Source organism: Oceanobacillus sp. GQ8 (assembly GCF_059758495.1).
In genome coordinates, this window is record NZ_JCAXEV010000002.1 from 679,746 (window position 1) to 702,466 (window position 22,721).

Consider the following 22,721-nt stretch of genomic DNA (forward strand, 5'->3'; position numbering starts at 1 on the left):
TTATATTAAACCCAAAAGAGAAGGGGGATATTTATGTCAAAGGTTAACTTAGTCGCTACTGGAGATGTGTTATTACATTCGCGGATATATAATATTAGCAAAGATAAATCAGGTAAGTTTGACTTTACAAAAAAAATGGCTCCTGCTGAAGCTATCTTAAGATCTGGAGACATCTCAGTGGTAAATTTAGAATCTCTCGTTGCCGGGGAAGAATTAGGGTTGATGTCGTTCCCTAAATTCAATAATCCCGTAGAGCTGGCTGAAAACTTAAAATCATTCGGTACAGATATCGTTACCAATTCAAACAACCATACAATGGATTTAGGTGAAGAAGGCGCTTTAAAATCAATTGAGAACCTTGATAAAATTGGGTTACCGTATGTTGGTTCTCATAAATCAAAAGCGGACCAAAAGGAAATAAGAATTATAGAAAAAAATGGTATAACATGCGCTTTTTTATCTTATACTGCTGTTACATTAGGGAATAATGCACCAAAAGGTAAAGGATATTTACTAAACACGATCGTTAAAGGACAAACCAAGTTTGTACGACAAGATATTGAAAGAGTAAAAAAAGAGAAAAATCCAGACGTGGTTATTGTGTCCGTGCATTTTGGTAGAGAGTATCCATTATACCCAGTAGCTGCTCAAAAAGAAATTGCTGCATCTATCTCTGATGCAGGGGCAGACATCATAATTGGCCATCATCCACACGTTCTTCAACCAGCTGAATGGATTTTAAATTCCCGAGGTAAGAAAACATTTGTTATTTACTCATTGGGTAACTTTTATTCAGGACAAAAAGGGTTATATCGACAAATAGGTGGTGCACTGTCACTAGATATAAAGAAAAAGGCTGGTGGTGCTGGTATAGAAATATTGAACCCAAGCCTAAAGCTTACCTATGTGGATGCTAACAGGAAAAAGGGCTACCAAATGCACAACTTATTAGAGTTTATTGAAAAAAACCCTTATATCGAAACAGAACATGGAAAGTTTGATTCACTCGAGGTTTATAGTGAAATTTCGAATAGGTTTAAAGACTGGATGCCTGAAATTGATATAAAATAGAGAAAATGTTTTCCAAAGCAAAAAGCCCATATCTCCTTTTTAAGATACGGGCTTTTTCTTTATGCTGTCTTAACGTTTGCGTAATTCCATAAGCTTTCGAATAGGCTTCGTAACCTTCCAAGAGGTGCTATCCTCCATTTGTTGCAACCGTTTCTTAAGTTGCTTGTTTTGCCTTTCTGTAAGACGGGACAAGTTCTCCGATTGCTCGTGTTCGCTTAGTTTACGAACAAGTTTTTGGTAATCAGTTTTTAACTCACTATACTTAGTTGCATACGATTCAATCGTGCTATTTTTAGCTGAGGATTTACTCGATATTTCTTGGATATCCGCATCAATATAGAAGCCATGCTTTATAGGACTTTTTCTGTTTTTCTCTTCCATTTTGATACTTGAGAAGTTCTTATCAATATACTTAGTAAGTTGGTTCTCAAACTGCTTAATCTTATTGCTATTCGCACCAACAATGATTGCCAGTTTCCCGTCTGAAAGAGCTTTTACATACCCGTTCACCTGGTTATTGTATGCCAATCTATGAACTCTCAGAGCAAATTTCTTATTGTCTGAGCAATTCGTAATGACATATCTTTTAAGGACGAGTGGGCTATTAGGGATTCTAGGAAGCTTAATCTCGGCTGCTGACCTTGACAAACAAGCGTTATAAACAAAGTCGAAATCTATATAGAGCTTATTTGCCTCCTCCCTGTTATAACCCTTTGTCTCAGGGAAATAATAATCCACTATATATGATGGGATATCCTGTGCGTTACCTTCCATTGGGAAAAGATGCTGTGTGATATGAGCTCGGGAATTCAATTCAATAATTACACCAGTATCTTTTTCCTCATCTACAATCATATCTAACCCACAATGAGGTAATGATGGAAAGCTATTTGTAGCTTCAATTGCTATCTTTTTAATGTTACTTGAAATTTGATCTGTGGCATCAATTGAGTCTCCACCAGCAGAAACATTATTTTTTGTTTTTAAATAGAAGATTTCGCCTTCTGGAATAATAGATTGTAGTGTATAGTTACTTCTTTTCAAAAGTGTGTTTGTTTCAGAATCCACTTTAATTGGACGATTAGACAGTGAAGGAAGCTTTGTCCTTTCTTCATTCTTGTCTTTAATTAGCTGTTGAATTGTCCTTTTACCATCACCAATCACATGCGCTCTAACACGTTTAATAGCGCCGATTACTTCACCATCAAGAACATAGAGTCGATAATCAGATCCTTCAAAGTACTTTTCGAGTATGACATGGGAATACTTTAATTTTTGTCTAACATATAAGAGTGCTTCGACTAGTTCTTCCTTGTTTTGAATATTGCTCATTACACCTTTACCACCAGTTCCTGCTAATGGTTTAACTACAACTGGATAGCCAATTTCGTTTGCATATTGAATAATCTCTTCATCTTCTGCAACATCAGTAAATTCTTTCCCAATAGGCGTGGGAACATTGTTTTTTTGTAAGTATTCTTTTGTCGTTTTTTTGTTTTTTGTTAACTCTTTAGCTTCAACAGATACTAAATCTCCCCTAGTGACGCTGAAATTATGAAGTTTCTCTCCATTTTTCAGGGAGTAATAAGGCTCAATAGTACCTGATTTTTCTTTTACAATTTTAATAGAAACTTCGATACCTCTCCGCCATGCCTCCAGAATAATGCTATATGTGCTGAGCATATAATTATTTGCTCTAGGGGGAATACAATCAATTAAATGGTTTAAATAAATTTCACTTTGTTTACTCATTTGCATATCCTTTCTAGTCAATAAAAGACATTAAGGTTTATAAATACATAAAGCTATTGTATCACATAATGATTTTAAAACTGAATATTACCTATGTCTTATACAACATTTAGTTGGCATCTTGAGAATTTAGTAGATAGGAATAGTAATCTGCTTTAAGATTAGCTATTTCTCCCTCTGCAAATCGCATCCCAGGCGCCGAATTCACCTCGTATAAGTATACTTGACCGTCCTTATCAATACCTAAATCTAACCCCATAGAAACATTATGCTTTTTAAAGATCTTCTCAATTTTGTCAGGTAATCTAGTAGAGATGTCTTTAATAGAAGTTCTAATTTCCTTCCAATCCAATGGGTAATTTGCCTTTAAAAAAGGAGTAAGTTTACTAATACTACCGCCCTGAGATATATTTGAAACTACTTTATTATTAATCCCAATTCTAACTAAGAAAATTACTACTTGCCATTTCCCTTTCCCATCCTTTTCTAGTCGCACGCGGCAGTCGAATGGATGGCCAGCAACGGTTTTCGAATGAATGTATTTTTGAAATAGATACCGCTTTGGTTTAATTTTTTCTGTGAATAATTGCTCAAGCTCCTCAAGACTTACAATAGTCTCTGTTTCTCTCTCAGTAATCATATACTTATTATCTAAATAGGAGACAAGGTAAATTCCTTCGCCTTTTTGTCCTATTCTAGGTTTTAGAATAAGGTTCTTTTTCTCTTTTAAATGGATTAAAAAGCCTGAGAAGGAGTCTATTTCTATTGTTGGTATTAAAATATGTTTGAATTCACCATCTTCCTCTAACTGTTTATTTACTTTGCTCTTGGTTCCATAACTACCATTAGAAAGTAAAAAGCATTTAGCTTTCAAAAACTTGGTAACTTCCTTATATTTAAAACAATATGTATTAAGATCAATATGGTATGGCAATGGTAGTTCACTTTCTTGCCATTTGTTGTTAATAAGTATTTTTCCATTCACTGTTTTACTTGACATATTTACATCAGTAGGATGGCAGTATATGACCCGTACACCATAGTAGGCCGCTGCCTTGCTAAGTAAGCTTACAAATTTTCCGGGTTCTTTGTAATTTCGCATGTAACATATATCCATTGATACATCTCCTTAAACCAACCAGTTTTCTTTTGGTCTCTTTTATTTGTACTACTATTATAATTCGAAAATTTATAAAAAGTATAATTACAATTTTAAGCTAAATTCCATGCCACAGAAGGTTGTTCTTTTTAAGAAAAGTTAGGTAGCTTCAGATGGAGCCAGGTGAAAAACTTCTTTAATCATGCACATTTTTAAAACAGCTATAATCTCTCCCTATTAATTGTATCAACTCCTAAATTTTAGTGCCAATTGAGCCTGATCTGGACCCTTATTTAGAATGTAATATGATTTTAATCTACATAAGTTTGTTTTTCTGTTATGATAATTTTGCTATGAGTTTATATTAGTTAATAATTCATATATTTTTGGAGGGTTTCAGAGTGAAAGACAATCAAGAGGTCGAATTAATTCCTTATGTAACAAAGAATGTAGTTTCGGATATAACAGGCTTTAAATTATGCTCTTATTTGGTAGCGTTAGAAGGCTGGAGAAGAGGATTAAATCTTAAATGGTACAGTGATGAATCTCATTTATGTAAGATGGATAGGCTAAACAGTAGTACACATGGAAAGTTTTTCTCTCTCAGTACGGATAATAAGCACCATTTCTTTTTTAGATCAAGAGGTGACAAAGTTTCTAATAAGTCTGTTAGAATTTGTCAAAATAAAGAGAAAACAAAGGACTTACTAATAAAGAGTAATGTTCCAACCACTAAAGGGAAAATTGTTGATATAAATGATGAAAATATGACTGCTTATGCAGCGCAATTTGGCTACCCAGTTGTTATAAAACCTTTGAATGGAAGTATGGGAAAAGGTGTTTATACAAATATTAAAGATGAGGAAGAGCTTATAGAGGCAGTTAAAGATTTTAAGTCACGTTATAAGTATACAGAGATACTGCTGGAAAAATATTACCCAGGGAAAGAATATCGTATATATGTGGTTGGTGACAAGGTCATTGGTGCTACGAACCGGATACCTGCAAACGTATTAGGTGATGGGGTTAATTCAATCGAGACTTTAATTGAAAATAAAAACGAGTTTAGAAAGACAAACCCATATCTCGCTCCAAAACCTATAAAAGTAGATTATGAAGTAAAACACATGTTGAAAAAAGACGGTTATGATCTACATAGCGTACCCGGCAAAGATGAGTTGATCTACTTACGGGAGAAGAGTAATCTATCTTCAGGAGGAGACCCAATCGAAGCAACGGATGAATTATCCGAAGAAGTGAAAAAAATAGCAGTTGATTCACTTAAGGCTTTGCCATCTATCCCCCATGCTGGAGTAGATATTATTGTTGACCCTGAATCTAATGATAAGGGAGTAGTACTTGAAATCAACGCAACAGCAGAAATTGGCTTTCATCTGTTTCCATTAGAAGGAAAAGCTAAAGATGTTGCAGGAGCCATCATTGATTATTATTTTCCAGAAACAATTGGAGGAAATAGGTCAAACTTCTATTTTGATTACAATAGTACATTGGAGCCATTAAAAACTTGGGCTGTTGAAGAATTAAAAATTACAAACACACCATTAGGAGAATTATATGGGAAGGAGTATGTAGTTCAGGGGAAAGTACAGCAGGTCGGCTACATGAACTGGATTAGAAGACAAGCTCTTAGAAAAGGTCTTTATGGTTCTTCAACTAAAATGGACAAAGACAAAATAGTGGTTACTATTTTTGGGAAAGAGAAGGGAAAAGTAGAGGCATTTAAGGAATTATGTTATAAGGGATCTAAAAAGTCCCAAGTAAAAAATGTAGTAGAATCAGATATAGAACTTAATGAGCACCAACCTATCAAAGTTGGTTTTGAGATAGTTACGGCGCAAAATAATTAGCAGCAGATACTGCATGAAAAGCGGTGTAGAGGCTAAGATCGCATAATTATTCTTTTCAAAGCAAATCCGAACTTTAACCCGAATCTTAAACAAAGTTTGGGTTAATTCGGATTCTTTGTTGTTCAATAAATCACTTGAAAACTAACTATAAATTTATCTAGCTCAGTTAATTATTATATACTATGACGATAAAATGTATTGCATGTACCAACCAAAATAAGGAATGTAGGAAAGAACTAGGAGTGAAACGATGCTTATTGGAATAATGACAAACTTTAAAAAACCAACTAAACTAGCTAAATTAACCACCATGATGTCGCATTATCATAATATCGAGATTATCTATCTGACGCCAAATAGCGTAGATCAAAAAAATGATAAAGTTAACGGAAAAATGTTTGTTAATAATAAATGGGTTAGCAAAACAACAAATATCCCAGCTTTTATAGACGTTGTTCCTTATTGTTTCAAGAAAGAAAACAAAGAAACAATGTCATATTTAAAGGAAAAAACCTTCCTATCAGATGATCGTAGTAATGTTCTTAGTAAGTATCGCTTACAACAAGAGCTGGAAAATGATGAAAGCTTTTCCGCTTTAGTAATACCAACAAAAAAAGCGGAGAGTTCTGATCAAATTATTGAATTTCTTAAACTCCATAGCTCTGTTGTCATGAAACCTATCAAAGGGATTCGTGGAAGAGGAGTCTATATATTAGGTCAGGAAAATGGTGAGGATAGTGTATATACGCTTGGCTATCAAAAGGAAAAGAGGTCTTTAACAAAAGAAGAATTTGATGAATTCTTTGAAGAAAATATCAAGGATAAGTCATTCATCGTTCAAAAGCATGTTTCTTCTCGAACATTACAAGGTGACCCATTTGATTGTCGTGTCCACGTAGAAAAAAATGGACAAGGGAAATGGGAGAGTGCAAAGATCTATATAAGGATAGGAATTGGCCAAAGTGTGATATCAAATGTCAATCAAGGAGGCGGCATAAGTGATGTTAAGCAATTTCTTCAAGCTACTTATGGTGAAAAGTGGAAGCCAATATACCAAAGTTTTGTAAGGATTTCCAAAACTTTGCCGTACAAAATAGAGGAAATTAGAGGCACCCATATTATGTCACTAGGTTTAGATGTAGGGGTGGATAGGGATGGAAGCTTGTATCTATTTGAAGTAAATGACGGACCGGCCACTAAATCGTTGGAAGCGGAAGTTGCTATCTTAAGAAGTAACTATTACAAATTCATAGTAGAAAACGTATTAAAGAAAGATCTAACCGCCAAAAAGGTAAAAACAAAAGCTGAAAAGCAAAGAGATCTATATATGAAGCGTAACAAAATGCTGCAAAAAGAAGTGAACTATTACAAGAAAAGATACTCCACTCTTATACAAAGTACTAGCTGGAAGGTGACAAGGCCTTTACGATGGGTTGGAAAATTGCGAAAGTGAATCAGGTATGTGAATTTGCCTCGCCATAAAGTTTAAATACATGATAATAGGTATTGAAAAACCTCCCTGAGTAACCGATACTAGAATAGTAGCACAAATTACATCAAGGAGGTGAAACTAAAGTGAGGAACAGAATCATTTTAATAGCATTTGTAGTCTTTTTATCTTTTTTCCACTTTAGTCCAGAATTCACACAGGCAGCCGAGAAGACAGATAATCAGGAAATAATAGCTGAGGAAGAAACGGCCAATGATACGGCTGATTCTTCGGAAGAAGTTGTTCCTAAAGAAGAGGTTACAACAGAGGAGGAACAGACTACAGAGCAGTCATCCAAATCCTCCGAGGATCCTAATACTGTTGACAAAGATGATGATACCGATAAAGCAGAACCCATTCCTGAGACTGAGCCGTCAGAGGAACAAGAAAAAGAGGGCTCTGATGAGGAAACAGTCGCTGAAACGGAAGAGAAACCAGAAGTGCCCCAACGTTCTGTCATGCAAAAGAGTGCGATTGAAACTACTCCAGAAGTGTTGGAAGTAGGAGTGAGTCACCCTTCTGTAATCACCCTTAAAGAGAAACTTAATGCAATAGGATTTGACGGTATTTTAGAGACAGAATACTATGGGAACTGGACAAAAAATCGTGTTGAAGATTTTCAGTCAAACTATGGACTTCCGGTAACAGGAGTAACTGATACAGTAACGCTTGAAAAGTTGGACGAAGTGTATGAAAGCCCATTTCAATATGGGGAAAGACATGAAGAAATAGTTGACTTGAAAGAGAAACTAAATAAAGCTGGCTTTGGTTACATAACGGTAACTACTTATTATGGTTCTTTTACGAAAAAACAGGTAGCACAATTTCAAGAGTATGTTGGCTTAAAGTCGAATGGAATTGCTGATGCTTATACACGTCAAAAGCTGGACGAATTACTAGAGGCAGGCTATCAAGAAGGTGATCGTCATGAAGCGATTAGCGACATGAAGGAAAAGCTAAATGCCTTGGGGTTCGGCAATATCCTCGTTACAGATTATTTTGGTAGTTTTACGACAAAAAAAGTAACAGACTTCCAAAACTATTATGGTTTAGAAGTAACAGGAACAGCTAATCAGGAAACCTTAAATAAGCTGGATGCTCTAATGGACACGCCATTCCAATACGGTGGCAGAGATGACGCGATTATTCCGATTAAGGAAAAGCTAAATGCTCTAGGCTTTGGCCATATAACAATTACGAGTTATTATGGTGCATTTACAAGAAGCCAGGTAAAAGACTTCCAATCCTACTATGGCCTTGTGGAAAATGGCATTGCGGATGACCCAACTAGAAACAAGCTGGATGAGTTGATGGCTACACCGTTTAAACAAGGAGAGCGCCATAAAGACATCCCAGCATTAAAACAGAAGCTTAATAAACTTGGCTTTGGTGTCATAAAAGTAACCGATTACTATGGGGCGTTTACGACCAAAAAAGTAAGAGAATTTCAAGAATTCTATGGTCTCAAACCAACGGGGATAGCTGATGCTCTAACTAGAAGTAGTTTAGAAGGTTTATATAATAAAGGATTTAAGCAGGGTGATTCGCATCCTGTTATGAATGAATTTAAAGAACAGCTAAACAAATTAGGATTCGGAAAAATAAAAGTGACGGATTATTTCGGATCTTACACCACGAAGAAAGTAAAAGAATTCCAAACGTTCTATGGCCTGAACGTTACTGGAAGGATCAATGCGGAAACAATTGACAAACTGAACAAAGCTGCAAATAGTTATTACAGCTATGGAGACAGACATTCGGAGATTAAGGAAATAAAGAGAAGGCTAAACGCTGTAGGGTTTGGCAATATCCAAGTAACGAGTTACTTTGGGACTTATACCAAGAAGAAAGTAAGTGATTTTCAACAATATTACGATTTACCTGTATCAGGAAAGGCTGATCCAGTTACAATCAAGTATTTAGAGGAAGTTTATAATACTCCATTTCAAGTCGGACAACGTCACGAGGATACACCTGGTTTGAAAGAAAAGCTAAATCGTTTAGGATTTGGGAAGATTACGGTCACAACATTTTTTGGAAACTACACAAAGCAGAAGGTAGAGGACTTCCAAGCACACTATGGTTTAGTAGAAAATGGTTTAGTTGATGAACCGACGTTAAATATGCTGAATAAACTTAATAGTACTTCCTATCAAAAAGGAAAAAGAGCCAGTGGCATTGTCACTTTAAAAGAGAATTTGAACGCGATTGGTTATGGTACAATTAAGGTGACAGACTACTATGGTAGCTTTACAGAAAAGAAAGTGAAAGAATTTCAGAGAGATGTTGGACTACCAGTTAGTGGAATAGCTGATAAGATTACAAGAAAAGAAATAGAAAAACGCATAATTAAAGTATTTTTGGACCCCGGGCATGGCGACCATGATCCCGGTGGAAGAGGCTACGGTTTAAAAGAGAAGGACGTTGTGCTTGATATTGGACTTCGTGCTTCCGAGTATCTTTCTTCCAGATACTATGGTGTGACTGTAGGAATGTCTAGGACAGCAGACGAGTTTATTGAGTTAGAAGATCGAGCTTCCATGGCGAATAGTTGGGGAGCGGATTACTTTGTAAGTCTTCACACGAACGCATTAAACGGAAGTGCAAATGGCTTTGAAACATTTATTCACGATGGGAAAGTCTCAGAAGAAACAAGAGAAAGACAACGAGATATTCATACCTATCTTCGTGACAAGCTAGGAATAAAAGACCGGGGAATGAAAGAAGCTAACTTTAGCGTTCTACGGAATTCCAACATGCCAGCACTATTATTGGAATATATGTTTATCGATAACACAGTAGAAAATGCGTTATTGAAAAACAGCAGTTACAGGGATTGGTTAGGAGAAATAACCGCAGATGCTATTGCAAAATCATTTGGTCTAAAGAGAAGATAATTTTAGTTACCCTTTTGGAAATATACCAGAAGGGTTTTTCTTTTGTGTATAGAAACTACTACAAAAAGTGACAATTTTATACAAAAAAGGCTTGATATCTGTTAATACTAATACGATACTAGAATAGTAGCACAAATTTAATAAAGGAGGTGAAACTAAAGTGAAGAGTAGAAATAGTTTAATAGCATCTGTTGTCGTTCTTTCTTTTTTCCACTTTAGTCCACAAAACATAGAAGCAGCCGAGGAAACGGTGGATGTGAAAGAGGATAGTCAGGAGGTAGTAGAAGATGAATCTGTTGAGGGTAACTCAGAAGCTACAGAAGAAACTGTTGCAGATGAGAAAGCCACAACAGAGGAGAATCAGACTACTGAGCAGCCATCAGACTCCTCTGAAGATCCTAATTCTGTCGAAGAAAGTAATTCAACTAGAGGCGAGCCCCTTGCTGAAGATGATCTATCAGGAGAACAAGTAACTGAAGAACCTGTTGATGAAACAGACGCCGAAGCGGAAGTGAAGCAAGAAGAGTCCCAACGTTCTGTCATGCAAAAGAGTGCGGTTGAAACTCCAGAAGTGTTGGAAGTAGGAGTGAGTCACCCCTCTGTAATCACTCTTAAAGAGAAACTTAATGCAATTGGCTTTGACGGTATTTTAGAGACAGAATACTATGGGAACTGGACAAAAACTCGTGTTGAAGATTTCCAGTCTAACTATGGTCTTCCGGTAACAGGAGTAGCAGATACAGTAACTCTTGAAAAGTTGGACGAAGTGTATGAAAGCCCATTTCAATATGGGGAAAGACATGAAGAAATAGTCGGATTGAAAGAGAAACTAAATAAGGCTGGCTATGGTTACATAACGGTAACTACTTATTATGGTTCCTTTACGAAAAAACAGGTAGAAAAGTTCCAAGAATTTGTTGGTTTAGAACCTAATGGGATAGCTGATGCGTACACTCGCCAAAAGTTAAATGAATTATTGGAGGTAGGCTACAAGGAAGGTGATCGCCATGAAGCGATTATTGACTTGAAAGAAAAGCTGAATTCCTTAGGATTTGGTAAGATTCTCGTTACGGACTATTATGGAAGTTTTACAACCAAGAAGGTAAAGGATTTCCAAGGCTACTATGGCTTAGAAGAAACAGGAACAGCTAACCAAGAAACATTGGATAAACTTGATGAACTAGTCTCCAGTCCCTTCCAGTTTGGGGGCAGAGATGAAGCAATTATTCCAATGAAAGAAAAGTTGAATAAACTTGGTTTTGGTCAAATTACAGTAACCGACTATTATGGTAGCTTCACCCAGAAACAGGTGAAAAAGTTCCAGTCCTATTACGGCTTAGTAGAAAATGGAGTAGCTGACGAGCCAACAAGAAGCTTGTTAAATGAGTTGGATTCCACACCGTTTCAACAAGGTGAAAGCAATGAAGAGCTACCTGGACTGAAAGAAAAATTAAATCGGTTAGGCTTCGGTAACATTCTTGTTACAGCGTACTATGGAAGTTTTACAGAGAAAAAAGTACGTGATTTTCAAGAGACTTATGGATTAGTAGTGAATGGAATCATTGATCCAATAACGCGTGAAAAATTAGAAGAGTTATCAGTAGCTGGCTTCCAAGAAGGTGCAAGACATGAAGGAATTATCGATTTAAAAGAAGATCTTAATCGATTAGGGTTTGGCAACATTCTTGTCACTACTTATTATGGTAGCTTTACAGAAAAGAGAGTAAAAGACTTCCAACGTTACTATGGTTTAGACGTAACCGGAATAGCGGATGATGCGACGTTTAACAAAATTAACGATTTACTCTCTAGTCCTTTCCAAGAAGGTGAGCGCCACGACGAAATTATACCTCTTAAAGAGAAATTAAACTGGCTTGACTTTGGATCTATCACAGTTACTGACTATTATGGCTCCTACACAGAGAAAAAGGTTAGAGAATTCCAAAGTCATTATGGACTCCCGGAAAGTGGTATAGCAGATGAGCAAACACGAAAAAAGGTCAATGAAGTGCTTGAATCTACTTTCCAAAAGGGCAAAACTCATAGTAAATTCATTGAATTGAAACAGGGTTTAAACCAACTTGGTTTTGATGGTATTAGCGTTACAACCTACTATGGAAGCTTTACGGAAAGAAGAGTAAGCGAGTTTCAAAGCTACTATGGTTTACAAGAAACAGGAAAAGCAAATTATGAAACACTTACTATGCTTGACGATTTTCTTAGTACTCCTTTTCAAGAAGGAGAAAGAACTAATGAAACGAGTAACATAAAAGAGAAGTTAAATAGTGTCGGATTCGGTAATATTCTAGTAACTGATCTATATGGTTCTTTTACTGCAAAGAAAGTAAGAGACTTTCAGCAATATTATGGATTAAAAGTTAATGGAATTGCAGATCCTGTTACTCTTGAAAAGCTTAATAATGTCTATACTAGCCCTTACCAGCATGGAAAGCGCCATGATGATATGATTAAATTCAAAGAAGACCTGAACAGGCTTGGATTTGGTCAAATTAGCGTAACAACGCTATTTGGTAGCTTTACAAAGCAAAAGGTTGAAGAATTTCAAGCACACTACGGGCTTGTTGATAATGGAATTATAGATTCTGTAACTTCTGCAAAAATAGCGGATATCATTAACAGTCCATTTCAAAAGGGTAAGCGTCATAGTGAAATTCCTGCTATTAAAGAGAAATTAAATAGATTAGGATATGATGGAATTAGTGAGACAGAGTATTTTGGTAGTTATACCGAAACAAGACTTAAACAATTCCAAAAAGACCAAGGCCTCGCCGTTAGCGGTATTGCAGATCCGATAACATTAAGTGTATTAGAGGAAGCCTTCGAGTCAAGGGAAGTCGAAACGGTTATACGTTATGACGTCACGCTTGAAGAAGCATTGAACAAGCAAATGAGTCAACTTCAGCAAACAGATAAGTACCGAAACGATCCAGCTTATATTCACCGCAATTATGTGGATATTACTGAAACAGGGATTATTACTGGAAGCAGTGTAAACGTAAGAACGTCTGCAAGTTTAAAGGATAATTCAAATGTGAAATATACATTGAGTAATGGAACGGCTGTAACGGTTCTTAGTACGGTTAGTGGAGATACTTATTCAGGCAGCAACAAGTGGTATAAAATAAGGTACAATGAAGAGATCCTTTATGTTCATTCGTCACTCGCTGAACCAAATGGTTTAGCAGCGGTGACCACAGCCCGGGTAAACATCCGGTCTGCGGCCAGTAATGCTAGTCACGTCTATGATACGGTTCCAGCGGGCACGGTAGTAAACATTTTGGAACAAGGCGAAACATGGCATAAAATAAGTTATAATGCTTGGAGAAATCCTACTAGAGCAGATGTAGAGTATTATCTTGACCCAACTAATAATGATAAGTTCCAGCATCTTGTATTATCTGAAAGTGTAGAGGTTTCAGCAACTGAGCTTAATAGAGTTCTTGTAGGTAAGGGAGTCCTAACCGGGAAAGGTCAAGCCTTTATCGATGGTGGTAAAGAGCATGGAGTTAATGAAATCTATTTAATTTCCCATGCTTTATTGGAGACAGGACATGGAACTTCCCCGCTAGCAAATGGAACGCGCGTTGGTAAGGATAGCTCCGGAAACCTAAAGATCGTTACTTCTAGTAACGAAAAAGGATTGGTAAATATTAAAACAGTTTATAACATGTTTGGTATTGGTGCTATTGATGGCGATGCTCATAGGCAAGGTGCTTTTCGAGCATACCAAGAAGGGTGGACCACACCAGAAAAAGCAATAAGAGGTGGCGCCAAGTTTATAGGTGAAAGTTATCTTCATAATTCTTATGAACAAAATACGCTTTATAAGATGCGATGGAATCCTGCTAATCCAGGATATCCGCAGTATGCAACAGATATCGCCTGGGCAACTAAGCAAGTAACCAATATTAAAAATATGTATGATATGCTAGACAATCCGTTATTGAAATTTAATATTGTACAGTATAAGTAAACGAAACACTTTAACACCTGACGCCTGTTGTCAGGTGTTTTTTTTCTTTACCTTGTGGGTATACATTTTAATAATGATATATGTTAAAATATACTAGAGTTTGTCAAATAACTAGAAATATAAGCAGGTGAACATATGTGGAATATAACAGAATTAATTCTCGCTTTTATTATATCCTGTGTAACGACATTACTTGTTACGCCGATCATTATTAAACTAGTAACTAAATTAAATTTAATAGATGTCCCAGATGATAGAAAAAACCATTGTGCTCCAATACCAAGTCTTGGTGGTTTAGCGATCTTTATTGGTGTAGTGGCTGGATTTATATACTTACAGCCCTTTTCTCCGGAGATGAATGCCATCGTAATTGGAGCACTAATTATTTTAGTGACAGGTATCCTCGATGATATTTTTGCTATACGAGCTTTATATAAGCTTGGAGGTCAGATTGCTGCAGCAAGTGTTGTGGTTTCTTCGGGGCTTGTTATTGAAAAGTTAACTGTACCATTTATAGGGACGGTCTACTTTAACGATTTTTTGGGCATTGTTCTTACAATTTTTTGGATTGTTGCTGCCTCCAATGCGATTAACCTAATTGATGGGCTCGATGGACTTGCGGCAGGGGTTTCTGCGATTGGACTTTCTAGTATTCTTGTAATGGCGATTCTTGATTACAGATTAGTTGTTGTCTATCTATGTACAATATTAATTGGTAGTTGTGTCGGCTTTCTCTATCACAACTTTCACCCAGCAAAGATCTTTATGGGGGATACTGGTGCTCTGTTCCTTGGTTACTCTATAGCTATTGTAGCCATGCTCGGTTTGTTTAAAAATGTAGCATTCTTTAGTTTTATTGTTCCTATTATCGTTATCGCTGTTCCGGTGTTTGATACGATCCTTGCCATTATACGTAGGTCGATTAATCATCAGGGTATTGCTACGGCTGATAACAAGCATATCCATTATCAATTGATGAAGATGGGGTATTCTCATCGGGGAGCTGTTTTAATTATCTATGCTTTTAGTATCTTCTTTGGGTGTATGGCAATTGTGTTTAATAGTGCTACGTTGCTTTCTTCCTTGGTGACGTTTGTTGTCATCGTTCTTGGGATTCAACTAATTGCTGAATTAGCTGGAATGACATATCATAATCGTCAGCCTATTCTTGATAGCTGTAAAAGTATCTTAGGGATAAAAAAACTTACTAAATAACTGAAAGAACGTACACACATGAAAATGTGTACGTTTTTCTTATGAAAAAAACTGCTAATCGCTAGAGGATTAGCAGTTTTTTATAGAATTAATTTGTGCTCGACGAAGTATTTGCTTCCGCGCTTTGCGCTGTGCCGTCTTCGGCATCTTCGTTTACTGTAGAGCTAGGTTTTGTTATTTCCAAGTGTTGTTGTAATAAGGCCTTAGTTTCTTCTAAAGCAGCTTGATCTAATTGCCAATAATACGTGCCTGCTGGTTGGTAGTCATGACCTTGCAGAGTAAGTGTTTCAATGTCAAGCTTAGAACCACTAGTGCCATAAGAGATAAAGCTCTTCATATGATCAAAGGACATATTAGTTGTCATATTATCTCCAACAGCTTCAATAACATCATCGTACTTTAAGACAGAACCAGCTGAAGCAGCTTTGCTTACAACTGCCTTAATAAGATCTTGTTGCCTTTTCCCACGTTCAATATCATTATCAAGCTTTCTAGTACGAGCTAATGCTAGTGCTTCTTCACCATTCAGCTCTTGTTCACCAGGCATCAAGTGAATGGAGCCTTTTTTATCCATTGAATTAGATTCTGTGAGTTCATATGGTACTTCTGCTGTAATACCACCCAATGCATCTACTACGTCGACAAAGGCATGGAAATTGACCTTAACATAATAATCAATTGGAATATCGAGCAGATTTTCAACTGTATCTATGGAAGCTTGAGGTCCTCCATAAGCGTGTGCATGATTTATCTTTGTTTCATATCCTACTTCAGGGATATAAACATAAGAGTCACGCGGAATACTTAATAACTTTACACTCTTATCTTCCTTATTAAGCGTAGCAACCATCAAAGCATCTGTGCGAGAACTACCTTCATTTCCTCGGTGTTCATTCTCATCCACACCCATAATGAGCACGGAGACATTATCTTCTGTGGGATCCACTTTCGTTTCCCGTAAATCCGACTTCTCTCTTCCATCGTCTTGATAGGAATCAGAGAATACAGAATCAGCTTTGGTGTAAAGGTAAGTAAAATAGCCAAGTGCGATGAAAAGAACTAGTGCAGGTATTAATATAAAATAAGCTCTTTTACGGAGCCTTTTCTTCCGTCTGCGTTTAACAACACGAGTACGTGCTTGTTTATTATTATCCATTTTTTGTTGTTCTCCTTTGGTTACTAACAAGTTGATAGAAATCATTCATAATATAGAAACCATTTTCTATTTTACTATGAATCCATTAATTCGTAAATGTATTTTTTGCCTTTTCAATGAGTCATCTTCCCTACTACAATATGAGACGAATGAAACAGAAAAAGGTTACAATTTTTTATTTTCAGCTCGTAGATCAGCCTTAATCTTTGTAGTGGATATTCCCATAGTCCTCGGGAGATATACAACATCACAATACGATTTTAAATAATCAAATTTACCTTCCCAGTCACTTCCCATCACCAAAGTATCAATATTATGCTTTTTAATATCTTCAACCTTTTGCTCCCAGGAATTCTCAGATATTACCATGTCAACATACCTAATAGATTCCAATATAGTTCTTCGCTCGTTAAATGTATAGTATGCCTGTTTGTTTTTAATCTTATTAAAATCATCCGTAGAAATACCTACTATTAAAAAATCGCCAATATCCCTAGCTTGTCTCAAAATATTGATGTGTCCAGGATGAATTAAGTCAAAAGTTCCGTACGTGATTACTCTTTTCACAGGTAATCCCCTCCGTATATGGTACTTAAACACATCATACCATATACGGGGCCGCATTAATAAGGCGAGACTGCAGTAAAATAGGAGCAATTAATGCTGCATAATTTTTAAATATCTATTTGATATATGATGGAGTTGTTTTTGATACAGTAGAAGTTACATTTAATCAGAAAAGCCGTTTTACCTGATAGAGTGTACATGTTTTGATATAATTAATAATGTCATAAAATTCGCAATGGATAATCACCTTATAAATGCGAGCTATAATGAAGTTGTTACGAGTTATTGCGGAATATGGCCTTAATAAATGTAGCTAATTGCTACGCATCCAGAAGGTGTTAAACCAAGGCAATACAGATAGCGACATTTTAGTAGGGAGAAGTACTTGAATAAACAGTTTACAAAAAGGAGGATAAACATGTCACAGCAACCGAATATTTTATTTATTATGAGTGATGATCATGCAGCACAAGCAATTAGTGCGTACAACAAGACTTTAGTTGAGACGCCAAACATTGACCGTATTGCAAAGGAAGGCAAGCGTTTTGATAATGTGTATTGTACCAATTCACTATGTGCGCCAAGCAGGGCAACAATTTTGACAGGCAATTACAGCCATGAAAATGGGGTGCGCGGGTTGTCAGAGCCATTTGATGGAAGACAGCAGACGTTTCCGAAACTCCTACAGGAAAATGGATATGAAACAGCCATTATTGGCAAATGGCACCTAGGCCAAGGCGGGTATAGTGATCCAACGGGGTTTGATTACTGGAACGTCTTTCCGGATCAGGGAGACTATTACGACCCTGTGATGAACGAGATGGGGGAAGATATAAAGAGAGAGGGATATGCCACAGATATTGTGACCGATCTCTCGTTAGACTGGCTAAGTAAACAAAAAAATGAAAAGCCTTTCATGATGATGGTGCATCATAAAGCGCCACATCGACCTTGGAATCCACCTGAAAAATATAAAGATTTATTTGCTGATAGGGAGTTTCCCGTACCAGAGACGTATCATGATGATTATGCTAACCGGGCAAATGCAGCAAAGAAAGCGGACATGCGCATTGAAGACTTGAATGAAGAGGATGTAAAAGGAATACCACCAGAGGGACTCTCTCCTGCAGAGGTAAAGGATTGGAAATACCAACGCTATATTAAAGATTATTTACGCTGTGTCGTCTCGATCGATGATAATGTTGGCCGGCTGCTCGATTACCTTGATGAAGAAGGTCTATCAGAAAATACGATTGTTGTGTATACCTCTGATCAAGGATTCTTTTTGGGAGAGCATGGCTGGTATGATAAACGGTTTATGTTTGAGGAATCTTTGCAGATGCCGTTTGTAATGCGCTATCCGCAAGAGATTAGGCCAGATGAGGCATCCACGGACATGATTATTAACAATGACTTTGCGCCAACCTTTTTGGACTACTGTGGGGTGGAGGCAAAAGAGAAGATGCAGGGGGAAAGTTTCCGAGCAATTGCCAAAGGTGAAAAACCAGCGGACTGGCGCGATGCAGTATATTATCGTTATTGGGAACATTTAACGATTCATAATGTAACCGCCCATTATGGGGTACGAACAGATCGGTACAAGCTTATTTATTATTATGGTGATCCACTTGATGTCATTGGAGCGGTTCCAAAACCAATAGAGCCGGAATGGGAGCTGTTTGACCTAGAGAAGGATCCGCTTGAATTAAAAAATGAATATGACAATCCGGCATACGCGGAGACGGTGATCGAATTGAAGGACAAGCTTAAGAGATTAAGAGAACAATATAATGAAACGGTCTAGTAGGATAGGTGAAATAAATGAAGAATACAGAAGTTCGCGGATGCTGTGCGGCATCTAGAGGGGAAAGTATAAAAAAGTCGGATCCTGTCCGTACGCCTTTCAGGAAAACAGGCAGGACTAATCCCCAGGAGGACATGATCCTGATTAAAGGCGGTTAGTTTTTAATGGGTACACAGGAAAAGGCAGGGTTTCCTGAAGATGGGGAGGGGCCAATTCGTAATATAAAGGTGAATTCTTTTTATATCGATCCCCATACGGTAACGAACGCATCGTTTGCTAGATTTATAGAAGAAACGGGTTATCGAACAGAGGCGGAGCAATATGGGTGGTCATTTGTCTTTTATAAACTAGTTAGTGAGGCCACGGCAAAAAAAGTGAAACAAAAAGTTGCGCAGACACCGTGGTGGCTTGTGGTAGAAGGAGCAACATGGGATCAGCCAGAGGGGCCGGATTCGAATATAGCTGATCGCATGGACCATCCAGTCCTCCATGTCTCCTGGAACGACGCCATGGCATACTGTGAGTGGGCTGGGAAAAGACTTCCTACAGAAGCGGAGTGGGAGTATGCCGCCAGAGGTGGACTCGAGCAGAAAACATATCCATGGGGAGACGAACTTACACCAGAAGGAAAGCATCAATGTAATATCTGGCAAGGAGATTTCCCTAAAGAAAATACAGAAGAAGATGGATATGTAGGAACAGCCCCGGCAGCCTCTTTTCCACCAAATGGCTATGGATTATACAACATGGCAGGGAATGTATGGGAATGGTGTTCCGATTGGTTTGCGACCAATATCCATAAGCGTGGTGGAAAGGATAACCCATCAGGCGCAGAGACGGGGACAAGCAAAGTCATGCGCGGAGGCTCTTATCTATGTCATGATAGCTATTGCAATCGCTACCGGGTTGCCGCCAGAACTGCAAATAGCCCTGATAGCTCGACAGGAAATATTGGTTTTCGTTGTGTGATGGATGTATAAGAAGGATTTTCACCGCATCCCCTTATGTAGGGGCGAGGATGAAGTGGAATTCCCTGTGTTTTTGGGGAGAGCCAGGGGGAGGAATTCTTGGCTCTTCTCCATTAAATTAGATGAAGATGATTCAATATACCTACTCTTAACTACCCCGATTCGACATATATGAGGGAAAATTCAGTTATATATACTCTTATCAGAAAGAGGTACATCCCCTATAATGAGGAATGAAACCAATCATAATCGACACATTGTTTGATGAGGTGTAAAACATGAGTTCTCTTTCAGTAATTGACAGGCAAATTACCGCCACAGAAAATACGCTTGATGGACTGGGGCTACAATTAAAAGCGAAGCGAAATGAAATAGAACGACTGGCTTTAAGTCTCACCCATTTATATGATTATATGGAAGAATACAAGTTAACTAAATCTAACCACTTGACCCCCAAAATAGTATACTCCACCTGGAAGGAAAAGCGGCCAGAAGTCTGGCGTTTTCAAGATTTAGAAGAAGTTCAAGCCAATCAATCCCCAATTAATAACGACCAACTAGTAAACACTATCCGGAATCTTAAAGAGAAAATTCGTGAAGAGAAGCAAGCTTTAGTCAGACTAAAAAAGAACATTGTGACATACGAAAATGAATTACACTATCTGCATTTTGAACGCAAAAGAAAATTATCATAGCCAGACCTCTCCTAATAAGGAGGTGTTTTTTTCTTGTCCTCACCCCCTCATGGTCCTTTTATTCGATTATTAGGGTGAAGGGAGGTGACAAACATGGCAGTAGCAGAATTAATGAATTCCTCATTACGGCTTGTTTTTGAAAATGGCATTGACGAAGATTCAGGCAATCCATCATTCAAGACAAAAAGCTTTACCAATGTGAAAGGATCAGCCACTGCTGATCAACTGTATGCCATTGCGACAGCAGTAGCAGCTTTACAGGAGCTTCCACTTTACAACATTGAACGAAATGACAGCTCCGATATCATCGAGGAATAATGGGAGCAAACATTAAAAGAAAGGAGGGGAAGGAATGAAAAAACTAGAGCTTAAATTCACTAACTTTGATGGAAAAACAGTCACGTACTCACTGGATCAACCTGTTGAACCAGTTGACACAGAAGCTGTCAATGCAGCAATGGATGAGATCATCACCCAAAATGCATTCACATCTACTGGTGGTGACATCGTTGCTAAGAAAAGCGCCCGCGTGGTCGATCGAACAGTAGAAGAAATCGATCTTGAACTATAACATTGGATTGGGAGCAGACCAGTGGCCATGCCTCTGGTCTGCTTTTTTAAAAGTAGCGGGGTGAGCGTGACTCTCTCTCTATCTACTTGGTTGCCAGGTTGAAGGATGGATTGGGAGAGCGAGCGTATACGAGAGGATTGGAGGTATTCAAATGGAAACATGGATTCCCTTGCTGACAGATGTCGGTTTTCCCATTGCCGTCACCTTTTATTTGTTGCACCGCATTGAAGGAAAACTAAACCTGCTCATCGAATCAATTCATGGATTACCAGGAAAACTGAGAGAATGAAGGAAACCGGAACTCCTTTTAGGGAAGTTCCGGTTTTTTGTGGGGGTGGTATCGGCAGGGAACGAGAGATTATCAGCCGAGGGCCAGAGGATATCGGCAGGGAACGAGAGATTATCGTACGAGAGCGAGAGGGTATCAGCCTAGGGCAAGAGATTATCAGCTAAGAGTGAGAGCTTGTCACCCTAGAGCAGTTATCACGGAGTTTTAACTTTATATAAATATGCTATTACTTGTGAATGGGATGGCTTTCTCTTGAGGGTACGTATCAATGGGAGGAGCATGATATTCTCTTGCACTGTTCTTACCAGTTTCCTCTAATTTTAATTGTTTTAAGAGAAGATAAGCTGTTTTGGAAGAGGAAATCCCCAATAACTTTCTGCACTCCTGATTGGTGATGGTAGATTTAAATAATAGAAAATGGTCTAAGATAACCTGTTTGTGTGCAGAAGGTGAAGTATTGTTACAGTTAGGGCACAGCCATTTATACTTTTTCCTCTGCATTTTGGAATCTGTACACTTCGGACAAGGAACACCGTTAATTAAAAAGTCAGGTGATATTTGGTATTTTTCAAGAAGGTTCGGTGTGTGAGGGGTGTGATGGGAAAGTAGTAATTTGTATAACTTGTTTTGTTCAAAATGGTTTATCTTTTTTTCATTATATTCTTCAAAGATTCTATCAAGGTGAAAATGAAGACTTTCGGAGTGTATAAGTTGGTTGTAAATTTGTGGGCCTTCTTGAATGTTGTGGATGGAAGTCGCTGGGTTACTCGATATGACTAGCGTGTCTATTGAAAGGCTGATTGAAAAGTTTTGTAGCCAAAATGCTAGGTTTCTCTTTTGCGTATTTGCCTGTTGAATGGGGTCCTTATAGACGGTTTTCTTACCATCCAAATGTTGCGTAAATTTCTTCTGATGTGAGTCATACCTTAGTTCACCTCTAAAATTCTTAATTTCTAGAATTACTAAATTGTAGGGAGTGATCAGGAGTGTATCAATTTGAAAGTAGTGATTGTAGTTGTGTAAAACGAAGAACCTTGATAATATATATATTTTCATCACGGAAATTCGAAAGCGTGTAGTCTACTCGTTTCTCTCCTAAATATCCTGCGTAATACTTTCCATAATCTTGGAGGAATATTTCATTATCTTTATACTCCTTCTTTAGCCTCCTAAATAAGGCCTCGTACGCTAAAAGTTAAAAAGACTTTAAGCGTTGTTTACCAATCATGTTAATCCCACCTTTCTGTTTTAATAATACATTCTTGATATAACCCAAAAATCCTTCC

17 protein-coding genes and 1 pseudogene are annotated in these 22,721 nt (G+C 37.6%); 13 read left to right on the top strand and 5 right to left on the bottom strand.

Annotated features, from left to right (window positions below; all coding sequences use genetic code 11):
- Window positions 1-33: 33 nt before the first annotated feature.
- Window positions 34-1,071, top strand: coding sequence for a CapA family protein (locus AC6CHS_RS08250; protein ID WP_498235527.1), 1,038 nt, complete (start codon window positions 34-36; stop codon window positions 1,069-1,071).
- A 69-nt stretch (window positions 1,072-1,140) separates the two neighbouring features.
- On the opposite strand, the gene AC6CHS_RS08255 is transcribed toward AC6CHS_RS08250, so the two are convergent.
- Both AC6CHS_RS08255 and AC6CHS_RS08260 read right to left on the bottom strand, forming a co-directional pair.
- A complete protein-coding gene (locus tag AC6CHS_RS08255; protein WP_498235529.1) occupies window positions 1,141-2,823 on the bottom strand; it encodes an ATP-binding protein in 1,683 nt (560 codons plus the stop codon).
- A 109-nt stretch (window positions 2,824-2,932) separates the two neighbouring features.
- Entirely contained in the window at window positions 2,933-3,940 is a 1,008-nt protein-coding gene (locus AC6CHS_RS08260; protein WP_498235531.1) for a YheC/YheD family protein, read from the bottom strand.
- A 383-nt stretch (window positions 3,941-4,323) separates the two neighbouring features.
- On the opposite strand from AC6CHS_RS08260, the gene AC6CHS_RS08265 reads away from it, so the two are divergent.
- The 5 genes from AC6CHS_RS08265 to AC6CHS_RS08285 all read left to right on the top strand — a co-directional run bounded on the left by AC6CHS_RS08265 (window position 4,324) and on the right by AC6CHS_RS08285 (window position 15,385).
- Entirely contained in the window at window positions 4,324-5,790 is a 1,467-nt protein-coding gene (locus AC6CHS_RS08265) for an acylphosphatase (RefSeq protein ID WP_498235533.1), read from the top strand.
- Between the two features lie 250 nt (window positions 5,791-6,040).
- The gene (locus AC6CHS_RS08270; RefSeq protein WP_498235534.1) at window positions 6,041-7,243 is read left to right on the top strand and encodes a YheC/YheD family protein; all 1,203 of its coding nucleotides are present in this window, start codon (window positions 6,041-6,043) and stop codon (window positions 7,241-7,243) included.
- A gap of 122 nt (window positions 7,244-7,365) precedes the next feature.
- Entirely contained in the window at window positions 7,366-10,176 is a 2,811-nt protein-coding gene (locus AC6CHS_RS08275; protein WP_498235536.1) for a peptidoglycan-binding protein, read from the top strand.
- A 160-nt stretch (window positions 10,177-10,336) separates the two neighbouring features.
- Window positions 10,337-14,170: a peptidoglycan-binding protein gene (locus AC6CHS_RS08280; RefSeq protein ID WP_498235538.1), complete on the top strand. Its 3,834-nt coding sequence runs from the start codon at window positions 10,337-10,339 to the stop codon at window positions 14,168-14,170.
- A 135-nt stretch (window positions 14,171-14,305) separates the two neighbouring features.
- A complete protein-coding gene (locus tag AC6CHS_RS08285; RefSeq protein WP_498235540.1) occupies window positions 14,306-15,385 on the top strand; it encodes a glycosyltransferase family 4 protein in 1,080 nt (359 codons plus the stop codon).
- A gap of 88 nt (window positions 15,386-15,473) precedes the next feature.
- Here AC6CHS_RS08285 and AC6CHS_RS08290 read toward each other — a convergent pair whose 3' ends face one another.
- Together AC6CHS_RS08290 and tagD are read right to left on the bottom strand one after the other, a co-directional pair.
- A complete protein-coding gene (locus AC6CHS_RS08290) occupies window positions 15,474-16,541 on the bottom strand; it encodes an LCP family protein (RefSeq protein WP_498235542.1) in 1,068 nt (355 codons plus the stop codon).
- Window positions 16,542-16,706: 165 nt separating this feature from the next.
- A complete protein-coding gene (gene tagD, locus AC6CHS_RS08295) occupies window positions 16,707-17,108 on the bottom strand; it encodes a glycerol-3-phosphate cytidylyltransferase (RefSeq protein WP_498235544.1) in 402 nt (133 codons plus the stop codon).
- A gap of 418 nt (window positions 17,109-17,526) precedes the next feature.
- On the opposite strand from tagD, the gene AC6CHS_RS08300 reads away from it, so the two are divergent.
- The 7 genes and pseudogenes from AC6CHS_RS08300 to AC6CHS_RS08330 all read left to right on the top strand — a co-directional run bounded on the left by AC6CHS_RS08300 (window position 17,527) and on the right by AC6CHS_RS08330 (window position 21,599).
- On the top strand, window positions 17,527-18,912 hold the full coding sequence (locus tag AC6CHS_RS08300) for a sulfatase family protein (RefSeq protein ID WP_498235546.1): 1,386 nt from the start codon (window positions 17,527-17,529) through the stop codon (window positions 18,910-18,912).
- A gap of 17 nt (window positions 18,913-18,929) precedes the next feature.
- Window positions 18,930-19,892, top strand: a pseudogene (locus AC6CHS_RS08305) (formylglycine-generating enzyme family protein).
- Between the two features lie 266 nt (window positions 19,893-20,158).
- Entirely contained in the window at window positions 20,159-20,575 is a 417-nt protein-coding gene (locus AC6CHS_RS08310) for a hypothetical protein (RefSeq protein WP_498235547.1), read from the top strand.
- A gap of 93 nt (window positions 20,576-20,668) precedes the next feature.
- The gene (locus tag AC6CHS_RS08315) at window positions 20,669-20,893 is read left to right on the top strand and encodes a DUF1659 domain-containing protein (protein WP_036578348.1); all 225 of its coding nucleotides are present in this window, start codon (window positions 20,669-20,671) and stop codon (window positions 20,891-20,893) included.
- Window positions 20,894-20,927: 34 nt separating this feature from the next.
- Entirely contained in the window at window positions 20,928-21,146 is a 219-nt protein-coding gene (locus AC6CHS_RS08320) for a DUF2922 domain-containing protein (RefSeq protein ID WP_498235549.1), read from the top strand.
- A gap of 151 nt (window positions 21,147-21,297) precedes the next feature.
- Window positions 21,298-21,435 (top strand): YvrJ family protein, encoded by a 138-nt coding sequence (locus tag AC6CHS_RS08325; RefSeq protein ID WP_081779491.1) that lies wholly within the window; start codon window positions 21,298-21,300, stop codon window positions 21,433-21,435.
- Entirely contained in the window at window positions 21,432-21,599 is a 168-nt protein-coding gene (locus AC6CHS_RS08330; RefSeq protein ID WP_498235551.1) for a hypothetical protein, read from the top strand. Before AC6CHS_RS08325 ends, AC6CHS_RS08330 begins: the two co-directional genes overlap by 4 nt.
- A gap of 46 nt (window positions 21,600-21,645) precedes the next feature.
- On the opposite strand, the gene AC6CHS_RS08335 is transcribed toward AC6CHS_RS08330, so the two are convergent.
- Entirely contained in the window at window positions 21,646-22,491 is an 846-nt protein-coding gene (locus AC6CHS_RS08335) for a nuclease-related domain-containing protein (protein WP_498235553.1), read from the bottom strand.
- Between the last annotated feature and the right edge of the window lie 230 nt (window positions 22,492-22,721).

Excerpts from the sequence above, each read along its gene's own strand:
- AC6CHS_RS08270 (WP_498235534.1), top strand. The coding sequence starts at position 6,041 with ATGCTTATTGGAATAATGACAAACTTTAAAAAACCAACTAAACTAGCT.
- AC6CHS_RS08315 (WP_036578348.1), top strand. The coding sequence starts at position 20,669 with ATGGCAGTAGCAGAATTAATGAATTCCTCATTACGGCTTGTTTTTGAA.
- AC6CHS_RS08335 (WP_498235553.1), bottom strand. The coding sequence starts at position 22,491 with ATGAAAATATATATATTATCAAGGTTCTTCGTTTTACACAACTACAAT.
- AC6CHS_RS08300 (WP_498235546.1), top strand. The coding sequence starts at position 17,527 with ATGTCACAGCAACCGAATATTTTATTTATTATGAGTGATGATCATGCA.
- AC6CHS_RS08320 (WP_498235549.1), top strand. The coding sequence starts at position 20,928 with ATGAAAAAACTAGAGCTTAAATTCACTAACTTTGATGGAAAAACAGTC.
- AC6CHS_RS08330 (WP_498235551.1), top strand. The coding sequence starts at position 21,432 with ATGAAGGAAACCGGAACTCCTTTTAGGGAAGTTCCGGTTTTTTGTGGG.
- AC6CHS_RS08285 (WP_498235540.1), top strand. The coding sequence starts at position 14,306 with ATGTGGAATATAACAGAATTAATTCTCGCTTTTATTATATCCTGTGTA.
- AC6CHS_RS08290 (WP_498235542.1), bottom strand. The coding sequence starts at position 16,541 with ATGGATAATAATAAACAAGCACGTACTCGTGTTGTTAAACGCAGACGG.
- AC6CHS_RS08325 (WP_081779491.1), top strand. The coding sequence starts at position 21,298 with ATGGAAACATGGATTCCCTTGCTGACAGATGTCGGTTTTCCCATTGCC.
- AC6CHS_RS08260 (WP_498235531.1), bottom strand. The coding sequence starts at position 3,940 with ATGGATATATGTTACATGCGAAATTACAAAGAACCCGGAAAATTTGTA.
- AC6CHS_RS08255 (WP_498235529.1), bottom strand. The coding sequence starts at position 2,823 with ATGAGTAAACAAAGTGAAATTTATTTAAACCATTTAATTGATTGTATT.
- AC6CHS_RS08310 (WP_498235547.1), top strand. The coding sequence starts at position 20,159 with ATGAGTTCTCTTTCAGTAATTGACAGGCAAATTACCGCCACAGAAAAT.
- AC6CHS_RS08250 (WP_498235527.1), top strand. The coding sequence starts at position 34 with ATGTCAAAGGTTAACTTAGTCGCTACTGGAGATGTGTTATTACATTCG.